The sequence below is a fragment of the Streptomyces pratensis genome (assembly GCF_037137275.1).
GTDB classification, from domain to species: domain Bacteria; phylum Actinomycetota; class Actinomycetes; order Streptomycetales; family Streptomycetaceae; genus Streptomyces; species Streptomyces pratensis_B.
In genome coordinates, this window is sequence record NZ_JBBBEN010000076.1 from 1 (window position 1) to 20,775 (window position 20,775).

Below are 20,775 nucleotides of genomic sequence, written 5' to 3' on the forward strand. Positions count from 1 at the left end.
TCGCTGACCTGCTGTCCGACATGGCGCGGGTGCTGGGCGAGGACCATCCCCACACCCTGACCACCCGGAACAACCTCACCTACTGGCAAGGTCAGGCGGGTGCTGATGAATCGACCGAATGATGAGCAAGATCGGTAAGCGAGTGTTCGCGGCCGGATCGGCACCGGATCATGCCAATAAAGAGGTGTCAGAAAGTCGATGTGCTTAACTTGAGGGCCACCCTTTTCTGTACGATCTGGCAGGTGCAGCCACCTCAGGACCACGACACCGCCGATCTTCTCTCCCCCGTTCCGGCCGTACGGACCGGCGGCCTCGTGGGATACGCACGCGTGTCCACCAAGGGGCAGTTGCTCGACCGGCAGATCCACGCCCTCACCGAAGCCGGATGCCTCCAGATCTTCTCCGACAAGAAGTCTGGCAAGAACGCGAGGAAATGTGGAAGGCCCTCGACTACCTGCGGGAGGGCGACACCCTCGTCGTCCCGTCACTGGACCGGCTCGGCCGTTCCATCCAGGACCTCATCGCGATCGTGTCCGGCCTGCGCAAGCGCGGCGTCGGCTTCACCTCGCTGCACGAGGCGCTCGACACGACCACGCTCGGCGGGCGCCTGGTCTTCCACGTCTTCGCGGCCCTGGCGGAGTTCATCCGCGAACTCAGCGTGCAGGGCCCCAACGAGGGCCTAGACGCCGCCCGCGCCCGCGGTGCCCGACTCGGCCGCCCGCCGGCGATGACGGAGGAACAGGTACGTCACGCCCGCGACCTGCTCGCCCGCCCGGAGAACACCGTCACCTCGATCGCAAAGCTCCTCGGCGTCTCCAGAAACACGATCTACAACTACGTGCCTGAGCTGAAGGGCGGTCGCCTCACACTCGCCGAGGCCCCAGCCGCCGAACTGCCAGGTCCTGCGACGCCTACTGAGTGATCAGGCACTACCGCTAATTTCCGTTCGGATACTCCCCGAGGGCGGGGAGCAGCCCGCGGCCGCCGTGCCGAGCGTGGCCCCCGCAGGGCCATCCCCGCGGGCGCGGGGAGCAGTGTTTCGAGTCCTCTTTCGGGCCCCCTTCGGAGGGGCCGCCCCTGCGGGCGCGGGGAGCAGACGACGTGGGTGGCTTCGTTCACGTTGTGCAGCAGCGTTTGTTCACTGGTTGCGGCAGCAGTTGATGCTCCGCGGGATCGTGGACGTTCGCGAGAAATGGTTCTGGCTCACTTTCCGTGGAGTGGTTACGGAAAGTCAGATCTTCGGTGCCATGCGATGCCTGTCGGGTTGGGCACGAAGCTGGGGTGAGGTGAGTTCCAGGGCCCGGTTGTCGCGTCCGGCGCTCATGTGGTTGAGCCAGCGTTCGTACCAGTCGAGGAATTCGGTGGCGGAGGAGGCGTTGGGGCCCCAGAACCCGTCGCTGTTGCCGATGAGGACGCGGCCGGTGAGGGGACCGGTCACCGCGATGACGCATACGTCGGTGCAGCCCATTTCGATGACGTGGAGGAAGAGGTCGCGTCCGTGACTCCCGGGTTCTGCGTCGTCGAATCCGCGGGGTGTCCCCGGTTTCTCACGCAGGTTCATGACCAGCAGGGAACACCGCTCCAGCGGCATGAGGCCGTAAAACGGCGCCGCGCCTGAGCCGCCGATGTGCGTGAGGAACTGCCGGTAGGCGTCGGGCAGGGCGATGTCGTGCTCGGCCTCGAACGCAGCGACGCGTGCTTCTGCCTGCTTCGGACCGAGGCGGAACTTGTGTTGCTCTTCTCCGAAGGAGTGGCTGCGCAGTGGTTGGAACGGGATCGCGGCCAGCTTGCGGCGCAGGCGGGGTATGCGGGGATCCATGGTGCATCTTCTCTCGTCCCCGTCACCCTATGAGCTCGTAACACGATCTTGCTGAGTCGTCCTGGTGGGGCGTGACCGATCTGACGATTCGGCCGTTCGTGATGGTGTGAGCACTCGCCGTGGATCGTGGACGACGACTTATGGGCGCTGATCGAACCGCTCCTGCCGCCGTGGCCGGAACGGTCGCCGGGGCCGCGGCCGGTGTCGGACCGGCTCTGTCTCCAAGGCATCCTGTTCGTTCTCCACAACGACATAGCGTGGCAACTCCTGCCCCTCGAGCTGGGGTTCGGCTCCGGCCAGACCTGCTGGCGTCGCCTGGACCGGTGGCAGAAGGCAGGAGTCTTCGACCAATTGCACCAACTCCTACTCGCGGAGCTAAACGCGGCCGGCGGACTCGACTGGTCACGCGCGTGCGTGGACGGCTCCCACATCCGCGCGAAAATGGGGGACCCGACACCGGTTCGTCGCCGGTCGACCGGCGGAAGACGGGCAGCAAGCACCACCTGATCTGTGACGGACGCGGCACCCCGCTCAAGGTCATCACCACTGCCGCGAACGTCAACGACGTCACCCAGACGCTCGCCCTGGTCGACGGGATCCCGCCCGTCGCGGGCCGCCCGGGCCGGCCCCGCCGCCGGCCCGACGCCCTGCTCGGCGACAAGGGCTACGACTCCAACCCGAACCGGGACGCGCTACGCAAGCGACGGATCCTGCCTGTCATCTCACGCAAGGGCTGCCCGAACATCAAAGGGATGGGCAAGCTCCGCTACGTTGTCGAGCAGTCCTTCGCGCTCCTCCATCACTTCAAGCGTCTCGCCGTCCGCTGGGAATGCCGCACCGAACTCCACGACGCCTTCGTCTCCCTGGCTTGCAGCCTGATCTGCTGGAGACACCTCAAGAAGACACGCACATGATCGTGTTACGAGCTCTAATACTCCAGCAGCGGTTCGTCTCCTGAGCTGCGTTTTCGGTAGTGGCAGTGGCGGGCGATGGCCTGGCGGCGTCTTCTCCAGGTGGACCAGTTCAGTGCGTGGGTGACGGGATCGTGGTTGGCTCGGGGATGAGGCAGGAGAGTGTCCAGGAGCCGGCGGATCTCTGCCACGGTGAGCGGGACGAGGGCTGATCCATTTCTGCAGCCCCTTTTACGGCCTCGACGGCGGCCTGGGCGGCGAGTGCGGCCAGGACGGCGTGGGCGAGCATGGCGAGGGTGATGTGCCGGTACCAGCCGGGGTAGCGACGGACCTCGTACTCGTCCAGGCCACATTCGTTCTTCGCGGCCTGGAAGCATTCCTCGATCGCCCACCGGCTGCCGGCGATCCGGGCGAGTTCGTCGATCTCGATGCCGACGTGCGCGTGAGCGAGGTAATAGGCGATCTCGCCGGGGTCGGAGAGACTGCGGCGGGCCAGCACCCAGCGGTGATGGGCGGCCCAGTGATAGACGCGTGGGCCCTTCGCCCCGTCGCCGCAGGACAACCGCTGCCAGGCATCGGCGGGGGCTTCGTCGATGAGCTCGTCGATGCGCCAGATCCCGGCCAGGGACTTGATCTGCTGGGACTTGGGCACCGCCACCACGTAACCGAGGCCAAGCTGTTCGAGCAGGCGGCGGAAGTTCCAGTCCTGCCCGTACGCCTCATCCGCGGTCACCCAGGCAGCCGATAGACCTGCGGCCAGACAGCGGCGCACGATGTCTCTCGCCAGCTCCCCCTCGGTCGCGAAGCCCCGCTCGTCGGGGATCTTCGCCGCCCGGCAGCGGTCACGGTCGGCGGTCCAGGACTTCGGTAGATACAGCTCCCGGTCCACCAGAGCTCGACCCGAACCGGTCGCATAGGCGGCGAAAACACCGATCTGGCAGTTGTCGATCTTCCCCGAGGTGCCGGTGTACTGCCTGCCGACCCCGGCCGACGTGGTGCCCTTCTTGACGAACCCGGTGTCATCGAGAATCAGCACGCCACCCGGACCGAGCCGCTCGGCCACGTAATCACGGACATCATCACGCAGGGCGTCCGCGTCCCAGACGCTGCTGTTCAACAGCCGCTGGAAGCCGTCCGGCGTGCGGTGACCTGCCCATTCCGCGAGCTGCCAGCCGTTCTTGCGTGTCGCCCGCCCCAGCAGACCACGGACGTAGTCCCGCATCCGCCACCGCAGATCCGCCCGAGCGAACCTACCCGCCACCCGCGCGAAAACCGACTCCAACTCGCCACCCCAGCAACCGACTTCAGTCATCCCTTCCATACCAGGACAACGACAAGCGCCAGCTCAGGACACGAACCGCTGCTGGAGTACTAAGCTGAGTAACGGTCGGAACGGCGGATGGCCGGAAGCGGCGGCGGTGCCCAGGGTGGGGGAGCTGTTTCGCCTGACCTCCCTGCGGGTCGGATCGAATGCGCTTCCCACCGGCTTCGGCTCCATGGCGCCCAGCCCGTTCCTGCCGGTGGGGGCGGTCGAGCACTCCCCCGCCCCCATTGACGATCGAGGCAACACCCTCCAGTGGTGGGACCAGTCTGCTGAACCCTTGGCGAACGTCGTGCTGCACACGACGAGGTCGGATGACCCGGTTCTGTTCCGCAAGATGCTGGAGCGGTTCGCCGCACTGGATTCCGGCTGGCACGGGGTTTTCGCCCAGGGCACAGAGCTGGACCGCCTCTGGTGGGAGCTGCGTGGTGCCCACAGCCCTGCCGTCGGAGAGGCCGGTCGCCGACTGCGCCGTCCAGGCCGTGAAGGGCGGGCCACCGTTCCCTACGGAAACGACAGTGCCTTGGGTATTCACGCCTGGTCAAAGGGCGGAACAGGTGTCCTCAGCTCTTGCGGCAGGCCTGTGTCCGGTGCCGTCGGTGGCTGTCTTGCATTGACGCGAGGCGTTGCAGGTCGTATGGTCTACGCATACCCCGCCGGGTCTGCAAGGCCCCGGTTCGACGGCCCCGCAAGGGGCCGTTTTTGTATTCATAGGCAGGTTGTGCGCGCAGGCGAGTGAACCCCGGCTGTTCGAGGCCGGCAGTGCCAGGGCCCTGGGGCATTGCCTCTGGCTCTCGGGAGGGGCACCCAGCGTGTCTGAGCTGATCGTCTACGTCGACGGTTTCAATCTGTACCACGGGCTCCACTCCAGGTACGGGCGCCGATTCCTCTGGCTTGACCTGGAGAAACTCGCTCGGACGCTGCGTCCTCGCGACCAGCTGGTGAAGGTCAAGTACTTCACCGCGTCCGTCATGAACGACCCCGGAGCCTTGAGTCGGCAGGACGCCTACCTCCAGGCTCTTCCCGCTCACAGCGGCGACACGGTGGAGATCATCAAGGGCCGCTATCAGGCGAAGCAGAAGACGTGCCGGCAGTGCGGCAGCAGCTGGACGCACTACGAGGAGAAGGAGACCGACGTCAACATCGCGGTCTCCCTCGTCGCGGACGTGGCGACGAAGTCGGCGACCTCGGCGGTCATCATCAGTGCGGACAGCGACCTCGCCCCCGCTGTCCGCAAGGCCAAGAGCCTCGCGCCGGGGACGCACATCATGGCGGCGTTCCCGCCCAAGAGGTACTCCAACGAACTGAAGACCCTGATGCCGGCGTCCTTCCCGATCGGCCGTGCCAAGTTCTCCGGCGCCCAACTGCCCGACCAGGTCGTCGACCCGGCGACCGGACACGTCATCGGACGCCCGGCGAAGTGGGCCTGACGGAGAATCCCGGCGAGACCCAGCTCGTGGGGCAGCACCCCGACGCCCGCTGATTTGCATTCCCCCGGCCCGGCACGACGGCGGCCCCGACTGGGTGGCATCCGGTCAGGGCTGTGGTGTGTCCGGGGTTCAGCTTCCGGCGGGCACGCGTTCGTGCGGGGCCTGGACCAGGCGGTGCCAGGCTGAGCGGACGTCGTCCTCGCTCCTTTGCCGATGCTCGCCCTGACCGGCACCGCCCGGCTCTGGGAACCCGGCCGCCTGCGACTCCGCCTGTTCACCACCACCGGCCAGCTCGTCACCACCGGCCGCCGGCGCATCCTCCGCCTGGCCCGCCACTGGCCCTGGACCGACGTGGTCACCGCCGCCCTCGCACGACTCGCACTCCTACCGAACCTTGACTGACCAGCAACTTTCCCGCTCCTACCACAGCAATCCGACACCGGAGCAGTGGAACCCGGCGCCTCCCCGAGACGACACTCGGGCCTCAACATGCCCACCCTCAGCCCACGGCACGAAAACGGCCCACCGACTCCGTCGGCGGACCGTCATGAAACTTCGAGGTTAGCTCTCTGCCACTCCTTCCGTACTTTCGGTTTCAGTTGCGGTGTTTGCGCCAAAGGAGCGCCGCCGCAATGATCGCCACGACGGCGACCCCGATTTTAATCTGTGTCCCTATGTCAATCGCTCCGTACATTTTTCTTCCTATCGGTGTATTTGTCAAACATCAGAGGCTCTCTTGATTCCTGGTGGTTCGACAACTGAGCAGATCGCCCGGTTGGCAGTCGAGCACTTCACAGATTCGCGTAAGCGTGGTGAACCGGATCGCTTTGGCTCGACCGTTCTTCAGCACGGAAAGATTCACATTTGTCACGCCGACATGCGCGGCAAGCTCTGTGAGGGTCATACCGCGATCGCTGAGGAGACGGTCGAGATGGACCCCGATAGCATGATCTTCTCCTTCTTCGCCAGGCTTCACACGACACCTTCGAGGTCTTCCTGCATGCGGGTGCCGACACGGATGATTCGCGCGAAAGTCACCAGCCCGACTGCGGTGAAAAGCGCCAAGTAAGGAGGCTCCCAGAGCTGGAACCATGGTCCGACGGAGAATTTTGCATCCTGCGCCAACGTCGCAAGCAGCGCCGCCTCAGCGCCTGCCTGGACAGTGGCGGCCATCAGACTCCCGATCAGCAGCAACCAGCCCAGTGCCCGCAACCTGGACGCGGTCCGAAGGGTGTAGACGCCCTCCTTCGCCGCACCCTGAAGCAACCGGTTGAGTAGGAAAAGGCCGGCCGCCAACAGGGCGAGGGACAGGAGCCCGCCGATGTGGTCGAGCAGGCGCTGATATGTACTGGGGTCCGTGGCGCAGTAGCGGGGCACGGAACCAACCTCAGCCCCCTTCTCGGGGGCGAAGGCGTCAGCGGCGCCTGAACTGCTCGACGTCGAGTCGGTGACGCATACGACCGCGTCGCTCCATCCCCCGCGGGTGACGGTGAAGACGAACCCCGCCACGACGACACCCGTCAGCAGGCGCAGGGCGAACGACACCACCGTGGTGATCGGTTCAAGCAGCTTTCGATCCTGGGTCACGGATCCTCCTGCATATCGATTAGCGATGCTATCGATAGACGATACATGGCAGCACAGGCTCAAGGAACCCCGCCGCGCGGCCGGACACTTCCGTCCGACCCCGGCCCCGCCTGAGGCATGGGCCGGCCAGGAGTGGGCTGTCGATACGGGTGGCCGCTGCGGTCAACCTCAACCCGCCCAGTTCTAGCCACCATTCGCCAATCGATCAATTTCGGCCCACCCAGTCCCTATGGGGCTTATTCTGATTGCTCAATTTCAGTCACTCTCAAGAGCCCCCGACCGGCAAAATCCCCCTATTCTGCAGTATCTCGTATCGCGGAATCCTCAACGGAACCTCAGAAGGTGAAAACCCTGTTGACTCTTGGTGGCGATTGGGAGAGCGTTTGTGATTGTGCGAAGCCGTCGTTGGAAAACAGGGAATTTAGTGCGGCTCGCCAAAAGCGGGGGGAACCGGGGGGGATGAGTTGTGCGCCTTGATCAGGTGCATATAGTTCCTTTTTCTGTCGTGTCACCTCGCATGACCGGATCGACCAGCCACAAAAAAGAGGTATGGAATGCGTAAGAACACCCGTCGGGGATCTCTCATGTCCGCAAGTGCTGTCGTAGGGGCAATTGTGCTCGCGGCACTCCCCGGAAATGCCGTCGCCGCCGATTCGGGAGTTCCTGCAGCGTCCTCGTCGCCGGGTGCCTATGTCGCCTGGCTCGAGGCCAAATCGGAGCCGACCGCTTCCGAGACCGCCAAGCAGTTCAAGGCGCTCTCGGCGGACAAGCAGGAGAAGTTCCTCGACCTCATCAACGATGTCGAGACCACCAAGGCATTCCTGGACAACGTGGGGGAAACGCAGGACACGCGGACGGTGCGTGCCGCCGGCGCGCAGGTCATCGTGACCGAGAGTGAGAGCAGCAACCCGCTCGCGCGAACCGGAACCATGTGGGCCGAGCACTCGGTCTACGACACCATCTTCGGCGTCAGAGTCACCAAGGTCGCGGTCAGGACCAATTACCACGTCACGGGGAAGGACACAGACAAGATCTACGCGGGCAGCGCGAGCCACTACAACTACGTTCCGGTGGCCTCGTTCTCGCAAGGTGTGGTAGCCGAGTGGATCTCGGCGGCCCCGGCAGACAACGCCCACTCCGAAGTCACCTGGTCGGCCGAGTGGACCGGCGGCCTCGGCTCCTGGTCGAAGCGGCAGCGAGTGTGGGGCGACTACCGCGGTTTCGTGGGCGGTTACCTGACCGACCGCGGATAAGACGGTTGGCCATCCACGTAGCCACGTGAGGCCTGCATGAGGGGCCGGTACCCGCGATGCGGGTACCGGCCCCTGAGCTTGATCCGCTTTGACGGACATTCGAGATCAGGGGTTCAGCCTCGAGAGGATGTCCATCATGGAGAGCATGGAAAAAGAAGCCCCGCCGCCCTCGCCGTTCGTTCACGCCGGAGTTCAAGGCCGAGATCGTCGGGCTGTGCCGACGGGGTGACCGCTCGGACCGGCCCCAGAGGCGGAACCCGCTTCCGGCTCTGCAAGGTCTGCACCCCCGGCCTTCTCGCCGACGGAGCGTAGGACGACCAACGGTTGGGCGACGGGGGAGCGCGCCGGGAAGCTGTGGTTCGGGCCTGTTCTCAGCGGTCTGCCGGGCGTACGCGATGCACCCCGGACAGCGCGTCCTCGTCGCCGGCGTCCGCGCCTCCACCCAGACCCCGCCCATCGCGTCGGGCAAGCGCATCATCTTCGTCACCCCCGAAGACGGCAGCGGCTTGGTGGGCCTGGGGTTCTTCGAGGACTCCCACGAACGGTGCGCCCACACCGTTTTCCACCACGGCCTGCTCCTCGTCCGCGGCACCGTCGAAGCCCGCGGCCCCCGGCGCACCGTGGTCGGCGAGATGGCCTGGGACCTCGACGAACTCGCCGCCGCCCGCGCCACCCACGGCCCCCAGGCCGTCCTCGACCTCCTCGGCCAGGCCCCCCGCGCCCGCACCCGGGCGGACGATCCCCGACGGCACTGCGGGCGCCCGCCTGCACCCCTGGAGCGACCTCCAGCCCGGCGGAACCCGCTCGGCCGACCTCACCCGCTACGGCCACCGAAGCCCAGGGAGCGCCGGATGAGCGACGCCCGAGGCGCGCGGTCGCGCGCGATCCTGCGGATCCACTTCCATCCCTCCGAGCGGAGCGAAGAGCTGTACGGGCAGCTGCTCACCGTTCTTGACGGCATCAGCTCCCGCGTCGAGCCCCTGCCCGCAGGCTGGTCCGCCTACGTCGACCTCAGCGGCGCCCTGACGTATTGGGGCCGCGACGTCGAGGGCCTGGTGGCCGTGCTCCACCTGCGCCTGCTCGCGCTCCACGGCGTCCCGAGCTCAGCCGGCGCCGGGCCCTCGCGAAACCGACAAGTTCCAGGATTCCGGAAGTAGAACGGCCACGAACTCGTCGCAGGAAGACTGTCCTGACCGGCAGTCCACAGCGGGTCCGTGGCCGTTCTTCGCGGTGCTATGGGCTCAGCGAGGCACTACGTCGAGGTAGCGCTTGATGCCGGACGCCAGGCGGAGCTTGTCCGGAGTGCCAGAGAACTCTCTGATTGCATCCAAGAGTTCCCGCTCCGGCCGTCCGGTGATCTTGACGTCGAGCACCTTCAGGAGTTCGGCCCACTTCGTCTGAGACCGAGGACGCTGCAGCTGGCTTGAGATCTCCGCGTTAGCGAACGACCGAAGGGCAAGTGATGCCTGCTGCGGGTCGAATCGGCCGATCAGGTGAGGTAGATGGGTTCGGCCTCGAACACCTCACCGTGGCCGTTGGTGAGGAACACCGCGACCACGGTCTTGACGTACTGGCGGACGAGGCTATAGCCATCATCGCAAGGTGAATGTTTTGACAGAAACCCGGCTACCCGTCCCATGCACCGTGTCTTAAAGTCCGGGGTAGGACGCGCGCTTCGGGGTACTCGCGGCAGTCCCGGTAGGAGGAGGCCCCATGGGTAGAAGCTCGCTGCCCGTACCGACGGCGACGATCGCCGCCGCGCACGGCGTTTTCAACCTCGTGGGCGGCCTGTGGCCGCTGGTGCACCTGCGCAGCTTTGAATGGGTCTTCGGGCCGAAGACCGACGAGTGGCTGCAGATGACCACGGGCGGGCTGCTCGCGGGCGTCGGCCTCACCCAGCTTGCCGCCGCAGCCGACCCCGAGGGTCCGAGACATGCCCGCCGCGTCGGCCTCGTCACCGCGGTCACCCTGCTGGCCGTCGATCTGGTGTATGTCCCCAAGAGGCGGCTGCGGCCGACATACCTCCTGGACGCCGCTATGGAGGCGGCCTGGATCGCCGCCTGGCTGCGCGGCACCCCCGCGACCCGAGACACGAGGTGAAGGAGGTACGGACGATGAACGCACGATTGCCCTTCGCCCCGCCCGGTCGGCAGCTCGACGGGAGGGAACTCCAGAAGCTCGCCGCGACCGTCGCCGGCGCGGAGGAGGTGTGGACGGACTTGCTTGAGTACCAGGCGCATGGGTGACAGGGCCACCGAACCGATCCGTGTGGCCGCAGGTTCGACGGACTCCGCCTTCCGGCCGGTTGCCCTGGTCGAGGCCGGGTTTCGGGCGCTGGCCCGGCTGCGCCGGGCTCCGGCCCTGCATCCCCGGGGGCTGACCTGCACCGGCGAGCTGGAGGTATTGCACGATGGTCGCGGGCCTTGGGGCGTGCCGTGGCTGGACAGGCCTCGGCGGCTTGAAGCGACGGTCCGTCTGTCGCGCGCGGCTGGCCTGCCGCGGCGGCTCCCGGACGGGTTGGGTCTCGCCGTCCGGGTGCCGGACGCCGACGGCCGGGACGGCACCCTGGACCTGCTAATGACCAGCAGCGGCCGTGGGCGGGCCGGACGGCATTTCCCGTTGCCGCGAGCTGACGCGCAGGGCGGCCCGTATTCCAGCCTCCTGCCGTACCGGGTGGCCGGCCGGTCGTGCCTCCTGGGTGCCGTCCCCCGCCGGACCCGGCATGCGCCGGTGCCCGGTGATCCCGAGGGGATGGCTGCCGCACTGACCGCCGGGCCGCTGGTGTACGACCTGTGCGCAGAGACGGGCGACCGGTCCTGGCGGCGGTTCGCGGTGCTCACGGTGCGGGACATCCTGCCCATGGACCGGGAGGACACCCTCGACTTCGACCCGTACGCACACAGCGTGCGGGCGTTCACCCCGGGCCCGGCCCTGGCCGCGATCCGCCGTGCCGCGTACCGCAGCTCCCGTTCGGGGCGGGAAGACCGCCGCGAGGTTTCCTGACCGCACGGCGGCTTGGCCGCTGACACGCACGATCGCCCCACGGAGACGACGTCACCGGGCTTGACGTCGCCGAGGTCGGCACCCATCCGTCCCGTCGGCACTGAGTTCGACATGAACAGGGGGCTGGCGTCTCGAACCCCTCGTCCGGAGCGAACAGGATCTCGCTGACCAGTGCGCGCACCACCTGGGTGGCTTTGACCGCCTCCGAGTCAGGAGCGGAGAATTTGTGCATCGGCCTCCTGACAATCTGGCACGCACAGTCCCTGGACGACCGGCGGTGTATACACGCCCGCAGTCCTCCTCCTCGGCCGCGGGGCGAACCGCCTGTTCGCAGGAGCTCGCCCTTTTGTCCGCCGACGCCTGGTGTGGGGCAGCATGTCCCGGGTACCCAGTGGCTGGGGCTGGGTGATGCGCCGGGACCGCAGCCGCACACCGACATGACGGCACGGAGGCCCATCTATGAGTGAACAGACACCGTCCCAGGCCGAGGGCGAGCGTGAGCCGGACAGTGAGACCACAGCCGAACCGTCCACGTCCGCCTCTTCCGATGCGCCGCGTACTACGCCGTCGCAGGCTGAGGGCGACAGGACTGAAGCGGACGAGCCCGGAATGGTGGACCCGCAGGACGGCTGAGGAGGGCCGCGAGCATGGCGAGCATCAAGGGCCAGACGGTTGAGCAGCTGGGCGGAGAGGGCAGTGTGCTGGTACGGCAGCGCCGCGAGCACGCGGAGATGGACCGGCTGATGGACCGGTGCCACCTGCTGACGGACCCCGAGGAGCGAGAGCAGACCCTCAAAGAGATCGTCCAGCTCGTCTTCAGCCACGCGTTCGCCGAGGAGACCGTACTCTGGCCGCTCGTCCGGCGCAGCGTCCCGGACGGCGAGGAGCTGACCGCGCGGGTCGAGGAAGAGCACCAGCAGATCAACGACCTCACCTCCGAGATCGAGCGCCTCGACCCGCAGGACCCGGAACGCGAGGAAAAGGTGCGACGGGTCTTCGCCCTGATCAGACAGGACATCAGGGACGAGGAGGACCAACTTCTGCCCCGGCTCCAGGACGCACTGGGTCCCGCCCGGCTGCGCCGGCTCGGCGTGGCCTGGGAGACCGTGCGCAGGAGCGCCCCCACCCATCCGCATCCCGCCGTCCCCCGGCGACCGCCAGGCAACGCGCTCCTCGGGGTGCCCCTGAGCGCCTATGACCGACTCCGTGACGGGGTCCGCTCGAGCACGCAAATGGTGGGGGAAAGAGCCGCATTTGCCTCCTCATCGGGCTGCTCGGCGCCGCCGCAGCAGCCGCCATGGTAAGCAGACGCTGGCAGAAACTACCCCCTCCGCTAGGACTTGTCCGGCCGATCATGTGACTGCATCGCACCTGGGTCGTTGATGTAGGCATGGGGTGATCTGAGTGATGCTGAGTGGGAACGGCTGCGGCCGTTCCTGCCGGTCAGCAACAGGCGTTGTGGCAGGTGGCGGGATCACCGGCAGGTGATCGACGGGATTCTGCACCGAGTGCGGACCGGCGTGCAGTGGCGTGACCTGCCCGGACGGTTCCGGCCATGGAAGACCGTCTATGAACGCCACCGGCTGTGGTCGGCCGACGGGACGTGGGAGCGTCTGCTCCAGCAGGTCCAGGCCGCGGCCGACGCGGCAGGTGAGATCGACTGGGACATCTCGGTCGACTCAACCACCGTTCGTGCGCATCAGCATGCGGCGGGCGCCCGCACCGACCCACCGCCGGTGCCCGGCTCAAAGGGAGCCGAAAGGCCAGAACACCAGGACGAAACGCCGTGGCAGAGCCTGCACGCCCGCCTGGTGGAGGTGGTGCTGGAGGCGAGGGCCTGGGCCGTTCGCGCGGCGTGTTCACCACCAAGCTCCACCTGAGCGCGGACGGCCGCTGCCGACCGCTGTCCCTGATCGTCACACCAGGTCAGCGTGCGGACTGCACCCAGTTCAAGCCGGTCCTGGAGAAGATCCGCGTTCCGAAACTGGGGCAGGGAAGGCCCCGCAAGAAGCCCGACAGCGTCGCCGCCGACAAGGCGTACAGCAACGGGCCCGCCCGCAACTACCTGCGGTGCCGGGGCATCCGGCACACGATCCCGGAGAAGTCCGACAGTCAGGCCGCCCGCCGGCGCAGAGGCTCATGCGGCGGACGGCCACCGGGCTTCAACGAAGAGCGGTACAAGAAACGCAACACCGTCGAGCGGGCGATCAACCGCTTGAAGCAGCACCGGGCAGTCGCCACACGCTACGACAAACGCAGCTACGTCTTCCTCGGCACCGCAATCGCGGTCGACGACCTCCCCGGCCGACAACTCACGCTCCGGCGGCCAGAAGATCAGGCCGCTGACGTGACCGGACGGGCAGGACAGAGCTCTGTCGAGCCTGTCCAGCCAGTCGTTCACCTCGTCTTCGGAGGCGTAGTCCGCCTCCATGATCCGCTGCACAAGCGCGACCGCTTCCGCCCGACTCAACCCCACCGCACTCATCAGGCCCCTCCATCGGTGCACCTTACCGAGCGGCGTGATCGGCCGGACAAGTCCTAGACGCTACCTTCCGCCACCCGCCTGGCGGCTCGGAGCCGTGGACAGGTGGGCCGAGTCGTCTTTCCGGCGATAGTTCGGCGGTTGTAGGGGTACCCGTCCGCTCACCGGGCGGACCGCTGAGAAAGAAGGCCTCTATATGTCTACGCGTACTCGTCCGGCAGGGAACCCCCGCACGCCTGTTCAGCAGGCCGCGATGATCGTCGGGGCAGTGTTCCTCCTGGTGGGGATCCTGGGGTTCATCCCGGGAGTCACCACGGACTACGACACCATGGAGTTTGCCTCGCATCATTCCGAGGCGAAGCTGCTGGGCGTCTTCCAGATCTCGATCCTGCACAACCTGGTCCACCTGGCCTTCGGTGTTGCCGGGGTGGCCATGGCACGCACCGCCTCTGCAGCGCGGACGTTCTTGCTGGCCGGGGGCGCCGCCTACCTGGTCCTGTGGCTGTACGGCCTGTTCGTCGGGCACCACAGCAGCGCCAACTTCGTGCCGCTGAACACGGCGGACAACTGGCTGCACTTCGTCCTCGGCCTCGGCATGATCACGCTGGGCGTCGTGCTGACCCGCCGCCGTGCGAACAACCCGAAGGTGTAACAGTCGTGACCGCCAAGAAGACGCTGTTCGCGGCCGCTGCGGGGCTCACCACCGGGGCCCTCCTACTGCGCCGGCTGACCGCACACGACACGGAGCCCGCCGACCAGGACCGCTGGCTGGTGGTGACGGTCCAGCGCGATCCGGGCGAGGTCCAGCGCGACAGGCTGCCGGCGCCCTTGCAGGGCTTCGGCGACCGGATCGAGACGCGGATCACCCTCGCGCCCGGCGACCGTGGCACCGAGATCGCCGCCCGCTTCAGGCAGCCGCAGCCCGAGGCCACCCACTCCGTCAGTGCCCGGATCTCCGGTGACGATCCGCGGCAGGATCTGCGCGTGGCCCTGCGCGAAGCCAAGGCCCTTCTGGAGACGGGTGAGGTCATGCGGGCCGACGCGCCGTCCACCACCCATGACACCCCCGGCGGGAAGCTGATCGGGTTGCTGAGTCGGCGCGCAGGTGGGGAGGGAGTGCTGTGAAGGCCCTGTGCTGGGAAGGCGTCAACAAGCTGTCCGTCGAGCGGGTGCCCGACCCGGTCCTGCTCAGTGACCAGGACGTGATCGTCCGGCTCGTCGCCGGGACCACCTGCGGATCGGACCTCCATCTCATCGGCGGCTACATTCCGTTCATGCGGGCCGGTGATGTGATCGGACACGAGTTCGTCGGCGAGGTTGTCGAGGTCGGGTCCGCGGTGCGGCGGCACTCGGTGGGCGACCGGGTGGTCGTCTGCTCGTTCGTCGGCTGTGGGCGTTGCTGGTACTGCACCCACGACCTGTGGTCCCTGTGCGACAACACCAATACCAACCCCGGTATCGGCCAGGCTCTCTTCGGTGCCGACACCGCTGGCATTTTCGGTTACTCGCACGCCATGGGCGGGCTGCGCGGCAGCCACGCCGAGTACGTACGTGTCCCGTTCGCGGACTACGGCGCATTCGCCATCCCCGACGGCGTCGACGACACGAGTGCGCTGTTCGTGTCCGACTCGGTGCCGACAGGCTGGATGGGTGCGGACCTGGGCGGGGTGAAGCCGGGTGACGTGGTCGCCGTGTGGGGGTGCGGCGCCGTGGGGCAGATGGCGGCCCGCGCCGCGATCCTGCTCGGCGCGGAGCGGGTCATCTCCATCGATCGGATCCCCGAACGGCTGGAGATGACGGAGCGGTACGTCGGCAGTGAGGTCATCGACTACACGAGCACCGACGTCGGGGCCGAACTGCGGGAGCGCACCGGTGGCCGTGGCCCGGACGTGTGCATCGAGGCGGTCGGTATGGAGGCGCACAGTGACGGTCCGATGCATCTTTATGACCAGGTCAAACAGCAGTTGCGGCTCCAGACGGACCGCCCCACCGCCGTCCGGCAGGCCGTTCACGCCTGCCGGAAGGGCGGTACGGTCTTCGTGCTCGGCGTGTTCGCCGGCGCTGTCGACAAGTTCCCCCTCGGCGCGGTGATCAACAAGGGACTGACCCTGCGGGGGGCCCAGATGCACGGCCAGCGCTACATCCCCATGTTGCTGGACCGCATCGCCGCCGGACAGCTGAGCACGTCCCATCTGGCGACGCACAGTCTTTCCCTGGACGAGGCGCCTGCCGCATACGACATGTTCAAGCACAAGTCCGACGGCTGCGTACGCGTGGTCATCCGACCCGGGCGCTGAAAAGCCCCCAAGACGGCGACGAGGGCGGAAAGGGGTTGTACTGCCCGCCCCGTCGCCGGCCGACGGCTGCGGTGCTGCAGCGCCGCCTGACGGGCGCCCGCCGTACAGCATCACCCTGGACGAGGCGCGCATTGAGATGACGTGTCCGAGCCAAACTGCGATGGCTGCTTCCGCGCGGCCATCCGGCCCGGACGGTGAGATGCCGACGGGTCCGAAGTACAACGTACGTCTCGACCTCTCCCGCCCCGGTTCCACAACCCTGCGGATCGCTCCCAAGGTGCGTCGAAAGTCTCGATATGGGTACCCCCAGATCATGATTAAGCAGGTACTGAAGCAGGGATTGATCGCAGGCGCTGTAGGAAGCATCGTGATGACCCTCGGCGAGAAGCTCGAACAAGCTGTCACGAAACGGCCCGACTCGCATGTGCCGGCGCGGGTACTGGAGCGCCTGGCCGGGCTGCCCGAACGGCCGGGCACCCAGCCTGTGCTCCTCAATTGGGCCATGCACTTCGGCCAGGCCACCCTCCTGGGTGTGGTGCGCTCCGTCATGGCACACGCCGGGCTGCGCGGGCCACTTGCCTCGGCGCAGTTCACCGTCGTCCGGCTCACCACCGACCAGATCCTCGAGAACGCCACCGGCGTGGGCGCACCGCCTTCGACGTGGCCCCGCAAGGAACTCGTTATCGATGTCATCCACAAGGCTGTTTACGCCTTCGCTACCGGCGCCGTAGCCGACGCGTTTGCCGCACGTGGCGGCCCCGGGCCCGGCCAGCGTCACGCCGCCGCCCGCCCCGGCCGCCACTCCGGGGCGGGCCCCACCCCGCGAGCGGACAGCCATGGCCGCTGGAACTGAGGACCAGTAAAAGGGAGGCAGCGGATGGACGGCGACTCGACCGGGGCGGCGACAGAGCTGCCCGTGCGACTGTTGTTGGTCTCAGACACCCATGTGCCCCTGCGCGCCAAGTGGCTCCCCGACGAACTGTTGTACGCAGTGGACCGGGCGGACGTCGTCGTCCATGCCGGGGACTGGGTCGACGTCCCCACCCTGGAGCTGATGGAGGAGCGTGCGCGGTGCCTGGTCGGGGTGTACTGAAACAACGACGGCCCGCTGCGGTCCCGGCTGCCGGAGGTGGCCCGCGTCGAACTGGGCGGCCTGCGGTTCGGCGTCGTCCACGAGACAGGGGCGGACCGTGGCCGGGAGGCGCGCTGCGCCGCGCTCTACCCGGATCTGGATGTCCTGGTCTTCGGCCACAGCCACATCCCCTGGGACACCGAGGCGCCGGGTGGACTACGCCTGCTCAACCCGGGATCCCCGACGGACCGCAGACGGCAGCCGTACTGCACGTACATGACATGCACGGTGGCGGACGCAGTGCTCGACGAGGTCGTGCTGCACCGTCTGTCCAGGCGCTGACCCCCTCCCACCGGGCAGCGGTCAGCGGGTCGCGCTGGGACGCGGTCAGCGCACGTGGACCTGCGCTCCGCCCGGCGTGAGCGTCGCGATCTGGCCGCGGTCGCAGTGCACGACCTGCTCCTCAAGGCCGCGACATGCCATCTCGTCCAGGAACGCGCTCAGCGGCGACTTCATCACGCTGTAGTCGTCGTAATGCACGGGGAGCGCGAACCGCGGGCCCAGGCGCCGGGCGAATTCCGCACCTTGCCGTCCATCCATGGTGACCACGAGGCCACCTGGCAACCGGGTGCCGCCCAGATGCAGGGCCGCCATGTCGGTGTCCGGGTAGCGTCGGGCGATCTCGTCCACTCCGTCGAACAGCAGCGTGTCACCGGAAACATAGACGCGCAGCCGCACCGGTCCGCCCTCGGGGCCGAACTCGAGCATGCTTCCCATGACACGCGGCAACAGGCCGCGCAGGGGACCGAGGGCATGACGGCCGGGCATCGCGGTCAGACGCACCTGATGGCCGTCCTTGACGAGGCTGCGGTGCTCCCAGTTCCGCAGCCCCGTGACGCGGTTGAAGCCCTGGAATGTGCGCAGGACCCGCGCCGCTTGCGGGGTCGTGAGGACGGGCAGGGCGCGGTCCAGCTTCCGGCGGGCCACCCGGTCCCAGTGGTCGCCGTGCAGGTGGGACAGCACGATGGCGTCGAGGTCGGGAAGCTGGCCGACGGTGAGAGCCGGCTCCTTGAGACGTTTGGTCACCAGGCCGTATCCCAAGTGGGCATGCTGCCCGCGGTGGAGGAAGTTCGGATCGGTGAGCAGGGTCAACGGCCCGTACCGCAGCAGCAGGGTCGCGTTGCCGACGAACTGGACCTTCACCGGCGTATCCCTCGAAGACATGATGATGCCTCTCTCGTACGTCGTCCTTCGGTAGACCCTGGAACAGCCCCTTTCCGCGCCCCATACCCGCAGCGGACATCGGACCGCGCACGGCGGGCGCGTCAGCCGCCGAGCTTGCCGACCGCGTCGTCCAACGACGTCGCCACCAGAGTCAGGTCCTGCGGGCCGGGGCACGCAGTGCCCAGCCGGTCCACGAGCTCGGCACGGGTCAGCAGCACCGTCGCGCCGCGGAGGTCGTCACCGTCGAGGGCGGCTCGTCCAGCCACCTGGGCACCTCCCTCCAGCAGAATGAGGGCGGAGTCGTCATCCGCTGCGTCTAGTAGTTCACGGACCAAGGCCTCGTCGATCATCACGAGTTCTCTTCCTCTCTTCTCGGTTCTCTCACAGGCCGCCATTTTTTCGAGGGAGCCCAACGTCTCGCCCGTAGCTGTGAGGACGGCGCACCGGCTGCGGTGCATCAGTGCGGTACGGCGACTGGCCGAGGGCCGTGTTCGTCGTGGCCACTTCGGAACCCTCCGGGCGCCCAGGCGGGCTCTGCGTCCCGCGCTCAACACCCGCGACGCCGGAGTGGTTCCGGGGGGCGTACTCATGGTCGAACACGAGCGCATCGTCATGGGAAAGGCATCACGCACGCACCGCGTCTTTTCACACTTGGGAAAGGGGTCCGTTCCGTGCACGTCGTCACCGAAGCGGATGCCCCCACGCTCCACTCGCGCCAGCCTGGTGCTCAGCTCGCCCGCAAGTGTTACTGGAAGCCCAAGTGCCCGGTGCGCCCGCGCTTATTTCCCACGTGCGCGTTCAGCGGGTGACGACATGCCGCTCGTCGGGAACGCAGTGCGTCATGGTGAGCCCTTCGACGTCCCGTGGGGGGTTCTCGCCGAGCCGGGCCAGACGTGCGCGGTCGTCGTCCGACAGGTCCTGGCTCGCCAGGGGTTTCAGTTCCTTGACGTCCTGCGGGGTGATGCCCAGCCCGTCGCCGACCCGGCGGCCGAGGTCGTTCTCGACGAGGAGGAAGTGCCAGACCATCCGTTCCTGCACTGCTCGGTCGCATGCGGAGAGCATGTCGACGAGATTCGTCACCAGGTCGTCCCGTTCCCAGCCCTCCATGAGAAGGTAGCGCTGGCCGGCTTGCAGGTAATCGTTGGTCCGGGGGAGGCGCTTGCGGGTGAGGCGGCCGCGGATCTCCGGGCCTTGTTCGTCGTGCGTCGGGTACTGGGCCTCACGCAGCCCGCCGGTGATCGACGGCTCGTAGTTCACCTCGGGGTTCTCACCGTGGTGCCCGTTGTCGTACGCCATCATCCCGTCGCGCTGGTTAGTGGCGACAGGGGCGTTCTTCGCCTGGTTGACCGGGAGTTGCAGGTAGTTCGGGCCCACGCGATAGCGCTGGGTGTCACTGTAGGAGAAGGTCCGCCCGACCAGCATCTTGTCGTCCGAGAAGTCCAGCCCGTCGACCAGCACGCCTGTGCCGAAGGACGCCTGCTCGTTCTCCGCGAAGTAGTTGTCCGGAACGCGGTTCAGCACCATCCGGCCCACCGCCTTCGGCGGGAAGTCCTGCTCCGGCCAGGTCTTCGTGTCATCCAGCGGATCGAAGTCCAGCTCGGGATGGTCGTCGTCGGACATCATCTGCACGACCAGCTCCCACTCGGGATGGTCCCCCCGCCGGATCGCGTCGTAGAGGTCCTTCGTGGCGTGCCCCAGATCATCCGCCTGGACGTTCGCCGCGTCCTCTGCGGTCATGCTGCGGACGCCCTGCTTCGGCAGCCAGTGGTACTTGACCAGCACTGACTCCCCCTGGTCGTTCACCCACTTGTACGTGTTGACGCCGAAGCCCTGCATGTGCCGGTAGTCGGACGGGATGCCCCGGGGGCTGAACAGGTTCACGAGCATGTGCATGCTCTCCGGCGTCTGCGACATGAAGTCGAAGATGCGTCCAGGCTTCTGCTCGTGGGAGACCGGGTCGGGCTTGAGGGCGTGGATCACGTCGGGGAACTTGATCGCGTCGCGGATGAAGAAGATGCCGAGATTGTTGCCCACGAGGTCCCAGTTGCCGTCCTCGGTGTAGAACTTGACGGCGAACCCGCGGGGATCGCGCGCCGCCTCCGAGGAGTCACGGCCGCCGATCACCGTGGAGAAGCGGACCGCGACGTCCGTGCGCTTGCCCGCCTCCTGGAACAGCTTGGCGCGGGTGTAGCGGGAGATGGGCTCTTCGCCCCACTTCCCGTACGCCTCGAAGTGGCCGTAGGTCGTCACGCCCCGCGCGTGCACCACTCGCTCGGGGATGCGCTCCCGGTCGAAGTGGCTGATCTTCTCCAGGAACTGGTAGTTCTCCAGAGTGGCCGGGCCCCGGGCCCCCACGGTGCGCTGGTTCTGGTTGTC

General features: G+C 67.3%; 21 protein-coding genes and 6 pseudogenes. 18 read left to right on the top strand and 9 right to left on the bottom strand.

Annotated elements, in window-relative coordinates; all coding sequences use genetic code 11:
• Window positions 1–170: 170 nt before the first annotated feature.
• Window positions 171–646, top strand: a pseudogene (locus V9U70_RS30695) (recombinase family protein); the annotation flags it as partial.
• Window positions 647–727: 81 nt separating this feature from the next.
• Window positions 728–922, top strand: coding sequence for a helix-turn-helix domain-containing protein (locus V9U70_RS30700; protein WP_336673980.1), 195 nt, complete (start codon window positions 728–730; stop codon window positions 920–922).
• A gap of 309 nt (window positions 923–1,231) precedes the next feature.
• Here the strand turns inward: V9U70_RS30700 and V9U70_RS08995 are convergent, their stop codons facing one another.
• Window positions 1,232–1,819 (bottom strand): SMI1/KNR4 family protein, encoded by a 588-nt coding sequence (locus tag V9U70_RS08995; RefSeq protein ID WP_336673961.1) that lies wholly within the window; start codon window positions 1,817–1,819, stop codon window positions 1,232–1,234.
• Between the two features lie 123 nt (window positions 1,820–1,942).
• On the opposite strand from V9U70_RS08995, the gene V9U70_RS09000 reads away from it, so the two are divergent.
• Window positions 1,943–2,733, top strand: a protein-coding gene (locus tag V9U70_RS09000) for an IS5 family transposase (protein WP_336673981.1) whose coding sequence is annotated in 2 segments (ribosomal slippage) — window positions 1,943–2,242 and window positions 2,245–2,733 — 789 coding nt in all. Because the reading frame shifts where the segments join, the coding sequence is not laid out codon by codon here.
• A gap of 109 nt (window positions 2,734–2,842) precedes the next feature.
• Here V9U70_RS09000 and V9U70_RS09005 read toward each other — a convergent pair.
• Window positions 2,843–4,051, bottom strand: a complete 1,209-nt coding sequence (locus V9U70_RS09005; RefSeq protein ID WP_419723957.1) for an IS701 family transposase — start codon at window positions 4,049–4,051, stop codon at window positions 2,843–2,845.
• An 812-nt stretch (window positions 4,052–4,863) separates the two neighbouring features.
• On the opposite strand from V9U70_RS09005, the gene V9U70_RS09010 reads away from it, so the two are divergent.
• Entirely contained in the window at window positions 4,864–5,481 is a 618-nt protein-coding gene (locus V9U70_RS09010; protein ID WP_336673963.1) for an NYN domain-containing protein, read from the top strand.
• 195 nt (window positions 5,482–5,676) lie between these two features.
• A pseudogene (locus V9U70_RS09015) lies at window positions 5,677–5,883 on the top strand (transposase); the annotation flags it as partial.
• A gap of 322 nt (window positions 5,884–6,205) precedes the next feature.
• Here V9U70_RS09015 and V9U70_RS09020 read toward each other — a convergent pair.
• Window positions 6,206–6,457 carry a helix-turn-helix domain-containing protein gene (locus V9U70_RS09020; protein WP_336673964.1) on the bottom strand — a complete coding sequence of 84 codons (252 nt, stop codon included), beginning with the start codon at window positions 6,455–6,457 and terminating at the stop codon, window positions 6,206–6,208.
• On the bottom strand, window positions 6,454–7,068 hold the full coding sequence (locus tag V9U70_RS09025) for a hypothetical protein (protein ID WP_336673965.1): 615 nt from the start codon (window positions 7,066–7,068) through the stop codon (window positions 6,454–6,456). The genes V9U70_RS09020 and V9U70_RS09025 overlap by 4 nt, the downstream gene beginning before the upstream one ends.
• Before the next feature lie 554 nt (window positions 7,069–7,622).
• Between V9U70_RS09025 and V9U70_RS09030 the strand changes: the two genes are divergently transcribed.
• The 3 genes and pseudogenes from V9U70_RS09030 (at window position 7,623) to V9U70_RS09040 (ending at window position 9,478) form a co-directional block, all read left to right on the top strand.
• Window positions 7,623–8,321 carry a hypothetical protein gene (locus V9U70_RS09030; protein ID WP_336673966.1) on the top strand — a complete coding sequence of 233 codons (699 nt, stop codon included), beginning with the start codon at window positions 7,623–7,625 and terminating at the stop codon, window positions 8,319–8,321.
• A gap of 392 nt (window positions 8,322–8,713) precedes the next feature.
• Window positions 8,714–9,176: pseudogene (locus tag V9U70_RS09035) on the top strand (DNA polymerase III subunit alpha); the annotation flags it as partial.
• Complete coding sequence (locus V9U70_RS09040; protein ID WP_336673967.1) at window positions 9,173–9,478, top strand: hypothetical protein; 306 nt, start codon at window positions 9,173–9,175, stop codon at window positions 9,476–9,478. The pseudogene V9U70_RS09035 and the gene V9U70_RS09040, both read left to right, overlap by 4 nt.
• A gap of 332 nt (window positions 9,479–9,810) precedes the next feature.
• On the opposite strand, the gene V9U70_RS09045 is transcribed toward V9U70_RS09040, so the two are convergent.
• Window positions 9,811–9,960 (bottom strand): hypothetical protein, encoded by a 150-nt coding sequence (locus V9U70_RS09045; protein WP_336673968.1) that lies wholly within the window; start codon window positions 9,958–9,960, stop codon window positions 9,811–9,813.
• A gap of 74 nt (window positions 9,961–10,034) precedes the next feature.
• Between V9U70_RS09045 and V9U70_RS09050 the strand changes: the two genes are divergently transcribed.
• The 5 genes and pseudogenes from V9U70_RS09050 to V9U70_RS09070 all read left to right on the top strand — a co-directional run.
• A complete protein-coding gene (locus tag V9U70_RS09050; protein WP_336673969.1) occupies window positions 10,035–10,421 on the top strand; it encodes a hypothetical protein in 387 nt (128 codons plus the stop codon).
• Between the two features lie 14 nt (window positions 10,422–10,435).
• A complete protein-coding gene (locus V9U70_RS09055) occupies window positions 10,436–10,567 on the top strand; it encodes a hypothetical protein (protein WP_336673970.1) in 132 nt (43 codons plus the stop codon).
• 505 nt (window positions 10,568–11,072) lie between these two features.
• Window positions 11,073–11,324: a hypothetical protein gene (locus V9U70_RS09060; protein WP_336673971.1), complete on the top strand. Its 252-nt coding sequence runs from the start codon at window positions 11,073–11,075 to the stop codon at window positions 11,322–11,324.
• A 647-nt stretch (window positions 11,325–11,971) separates the two neighbouring features.
• Window positions 11,972–12,628 carry a hemerythrin domain-containing protein gene (locus V9U70_RS09065; protein WP_336673972.1) on the top strand — a complete coding sequence of 219 codons (657 nt, stop codon included), beginning with the start codon at window positions 11,972–11,974 and terminating at the stop codon, window positions 12,626–12,628.
• 96 nt (window positions 12,629–12,724) lie between these two features.
• Window positions 12,725–13,602: pseudogene (locus V9U70_RS09070) on the top strand (IS5 family transposase); the annotation flags it as partial.
• Window positions 13,603–13,608: 6 nt separating this feature from the next.
• Here the strand turns inward: V9U70_RS09070 and V9U70_RS09075 are convergent.
• A pseudogene (locus tag V9U70_RS09075) lies at window positions 13,609–13,809 on the bottom strand (e9imm peptide); the annotation flags it as partial.
• A 193-nt stretch (window positions 13,810–14,002) separates the two neighbouring features.
• Here V9U70_RS09075 and V9U70_RS09080 point away from each other — a divergent pair.
• From V9U70_RS09080 to V9U70_RS09100, 5 genes and pseudogenes are all read left to right on the top strand, one after another.
• Window positions 14,003–14,458, top strand: coding sequence for a DUF4383 domain-containing protein (locus V9U70_RS09080; RefSeq protein WP_336673973.1), 456 nt, complete (start codon window positions 14,003–14,005; stop codon window positions 14,456–14,458).
• 5 nt (window positions 14,459–14,463) lie between these two features.
• Entirely contained in the window at window positions 14,464–14,931 is a 468-nt protein-coding gene (locus tag V9U70_RS09085; RefSeq protein ID WP_336673974.1) for a hypothetical protein, read from the top strand.
• Window positions 14,928–16,103 (top strand): zinc-dependent alcohol dehydrogenase, encoded by a 1,176-nt coding sequence (locus V9U70_RS09090; RefSeq protein WP_336673975.1) that lies wholly within the window; start codon window positions 14,928–14,930, stop codon window positions 16,101–16,103. Before V9U70_RS09085 ends, V9U70_RS09090 begins: the two co-directional genes overlap by 4 nt.
• A gap of 313 nt (window positions 16,104–16,416) precedes the next feature.
• Window positions 16,417–16,956: a hypothetical protein gene (locus V9U70_RS09095; RefSeq protein ID WP_336673976.1), complete on the top strand. Its 540-nt coding sequence runs from the start codon at window positions 16,417–16,419 to the stop codon at window positions 16,954–16,956.
• 63 nt (window positions 16,957–17,019) lie between these two features.
• Window positions 17,020–17,517, top strand: a pseudogene (locus V9U70_RS09100) (metallophosphoesterase family protein).
• A 45-nt stretch (window positions 17,518–17,562) separates the two neighbouring features.
• On the opposite strand, the gene V9U70_RS09105 reads toward V9U70_RS09100, so the two are convergent.
• The 3 genes from V9U70_RS09105 to V9U70_RS09115 form a co-directional block, all read right to left on the bottom strand.
• The gene (locus V9U70_RS09105; RefSeq protein WP_336673977.1) at window positions 17,563–18,399 is read right to left on the bottom strand and encodes an MBL fold metallo-hydrolase; all 837 of its coding nucleotides are present in this window, start codon (window positions 18,397–18,399) and stop codon (window positions 17,563–17,565) included.
• Window positions 18,400–18,500: 101 nt separating this feature from the next.
• A complete protein-coding gene (locus V9U70_RS09110) occupies window positions 18,501–18,665 on the bottom strand; it encodes a hypothetical protein (RefSeq protein WP_336673978.1) in 165 nt (54 codons plus the stop codon).
• A 532-nt stretch (window positions 18,666–19,197) separates the two neighbouring features.
• A partial coding sequence (locus V9U70_RS09115; RefSeq protein WP_336673979.1) for a catalase occupies window positions 19,198–20,775 on the bottom strand: 1,578 nt, incomplete at its 5' end.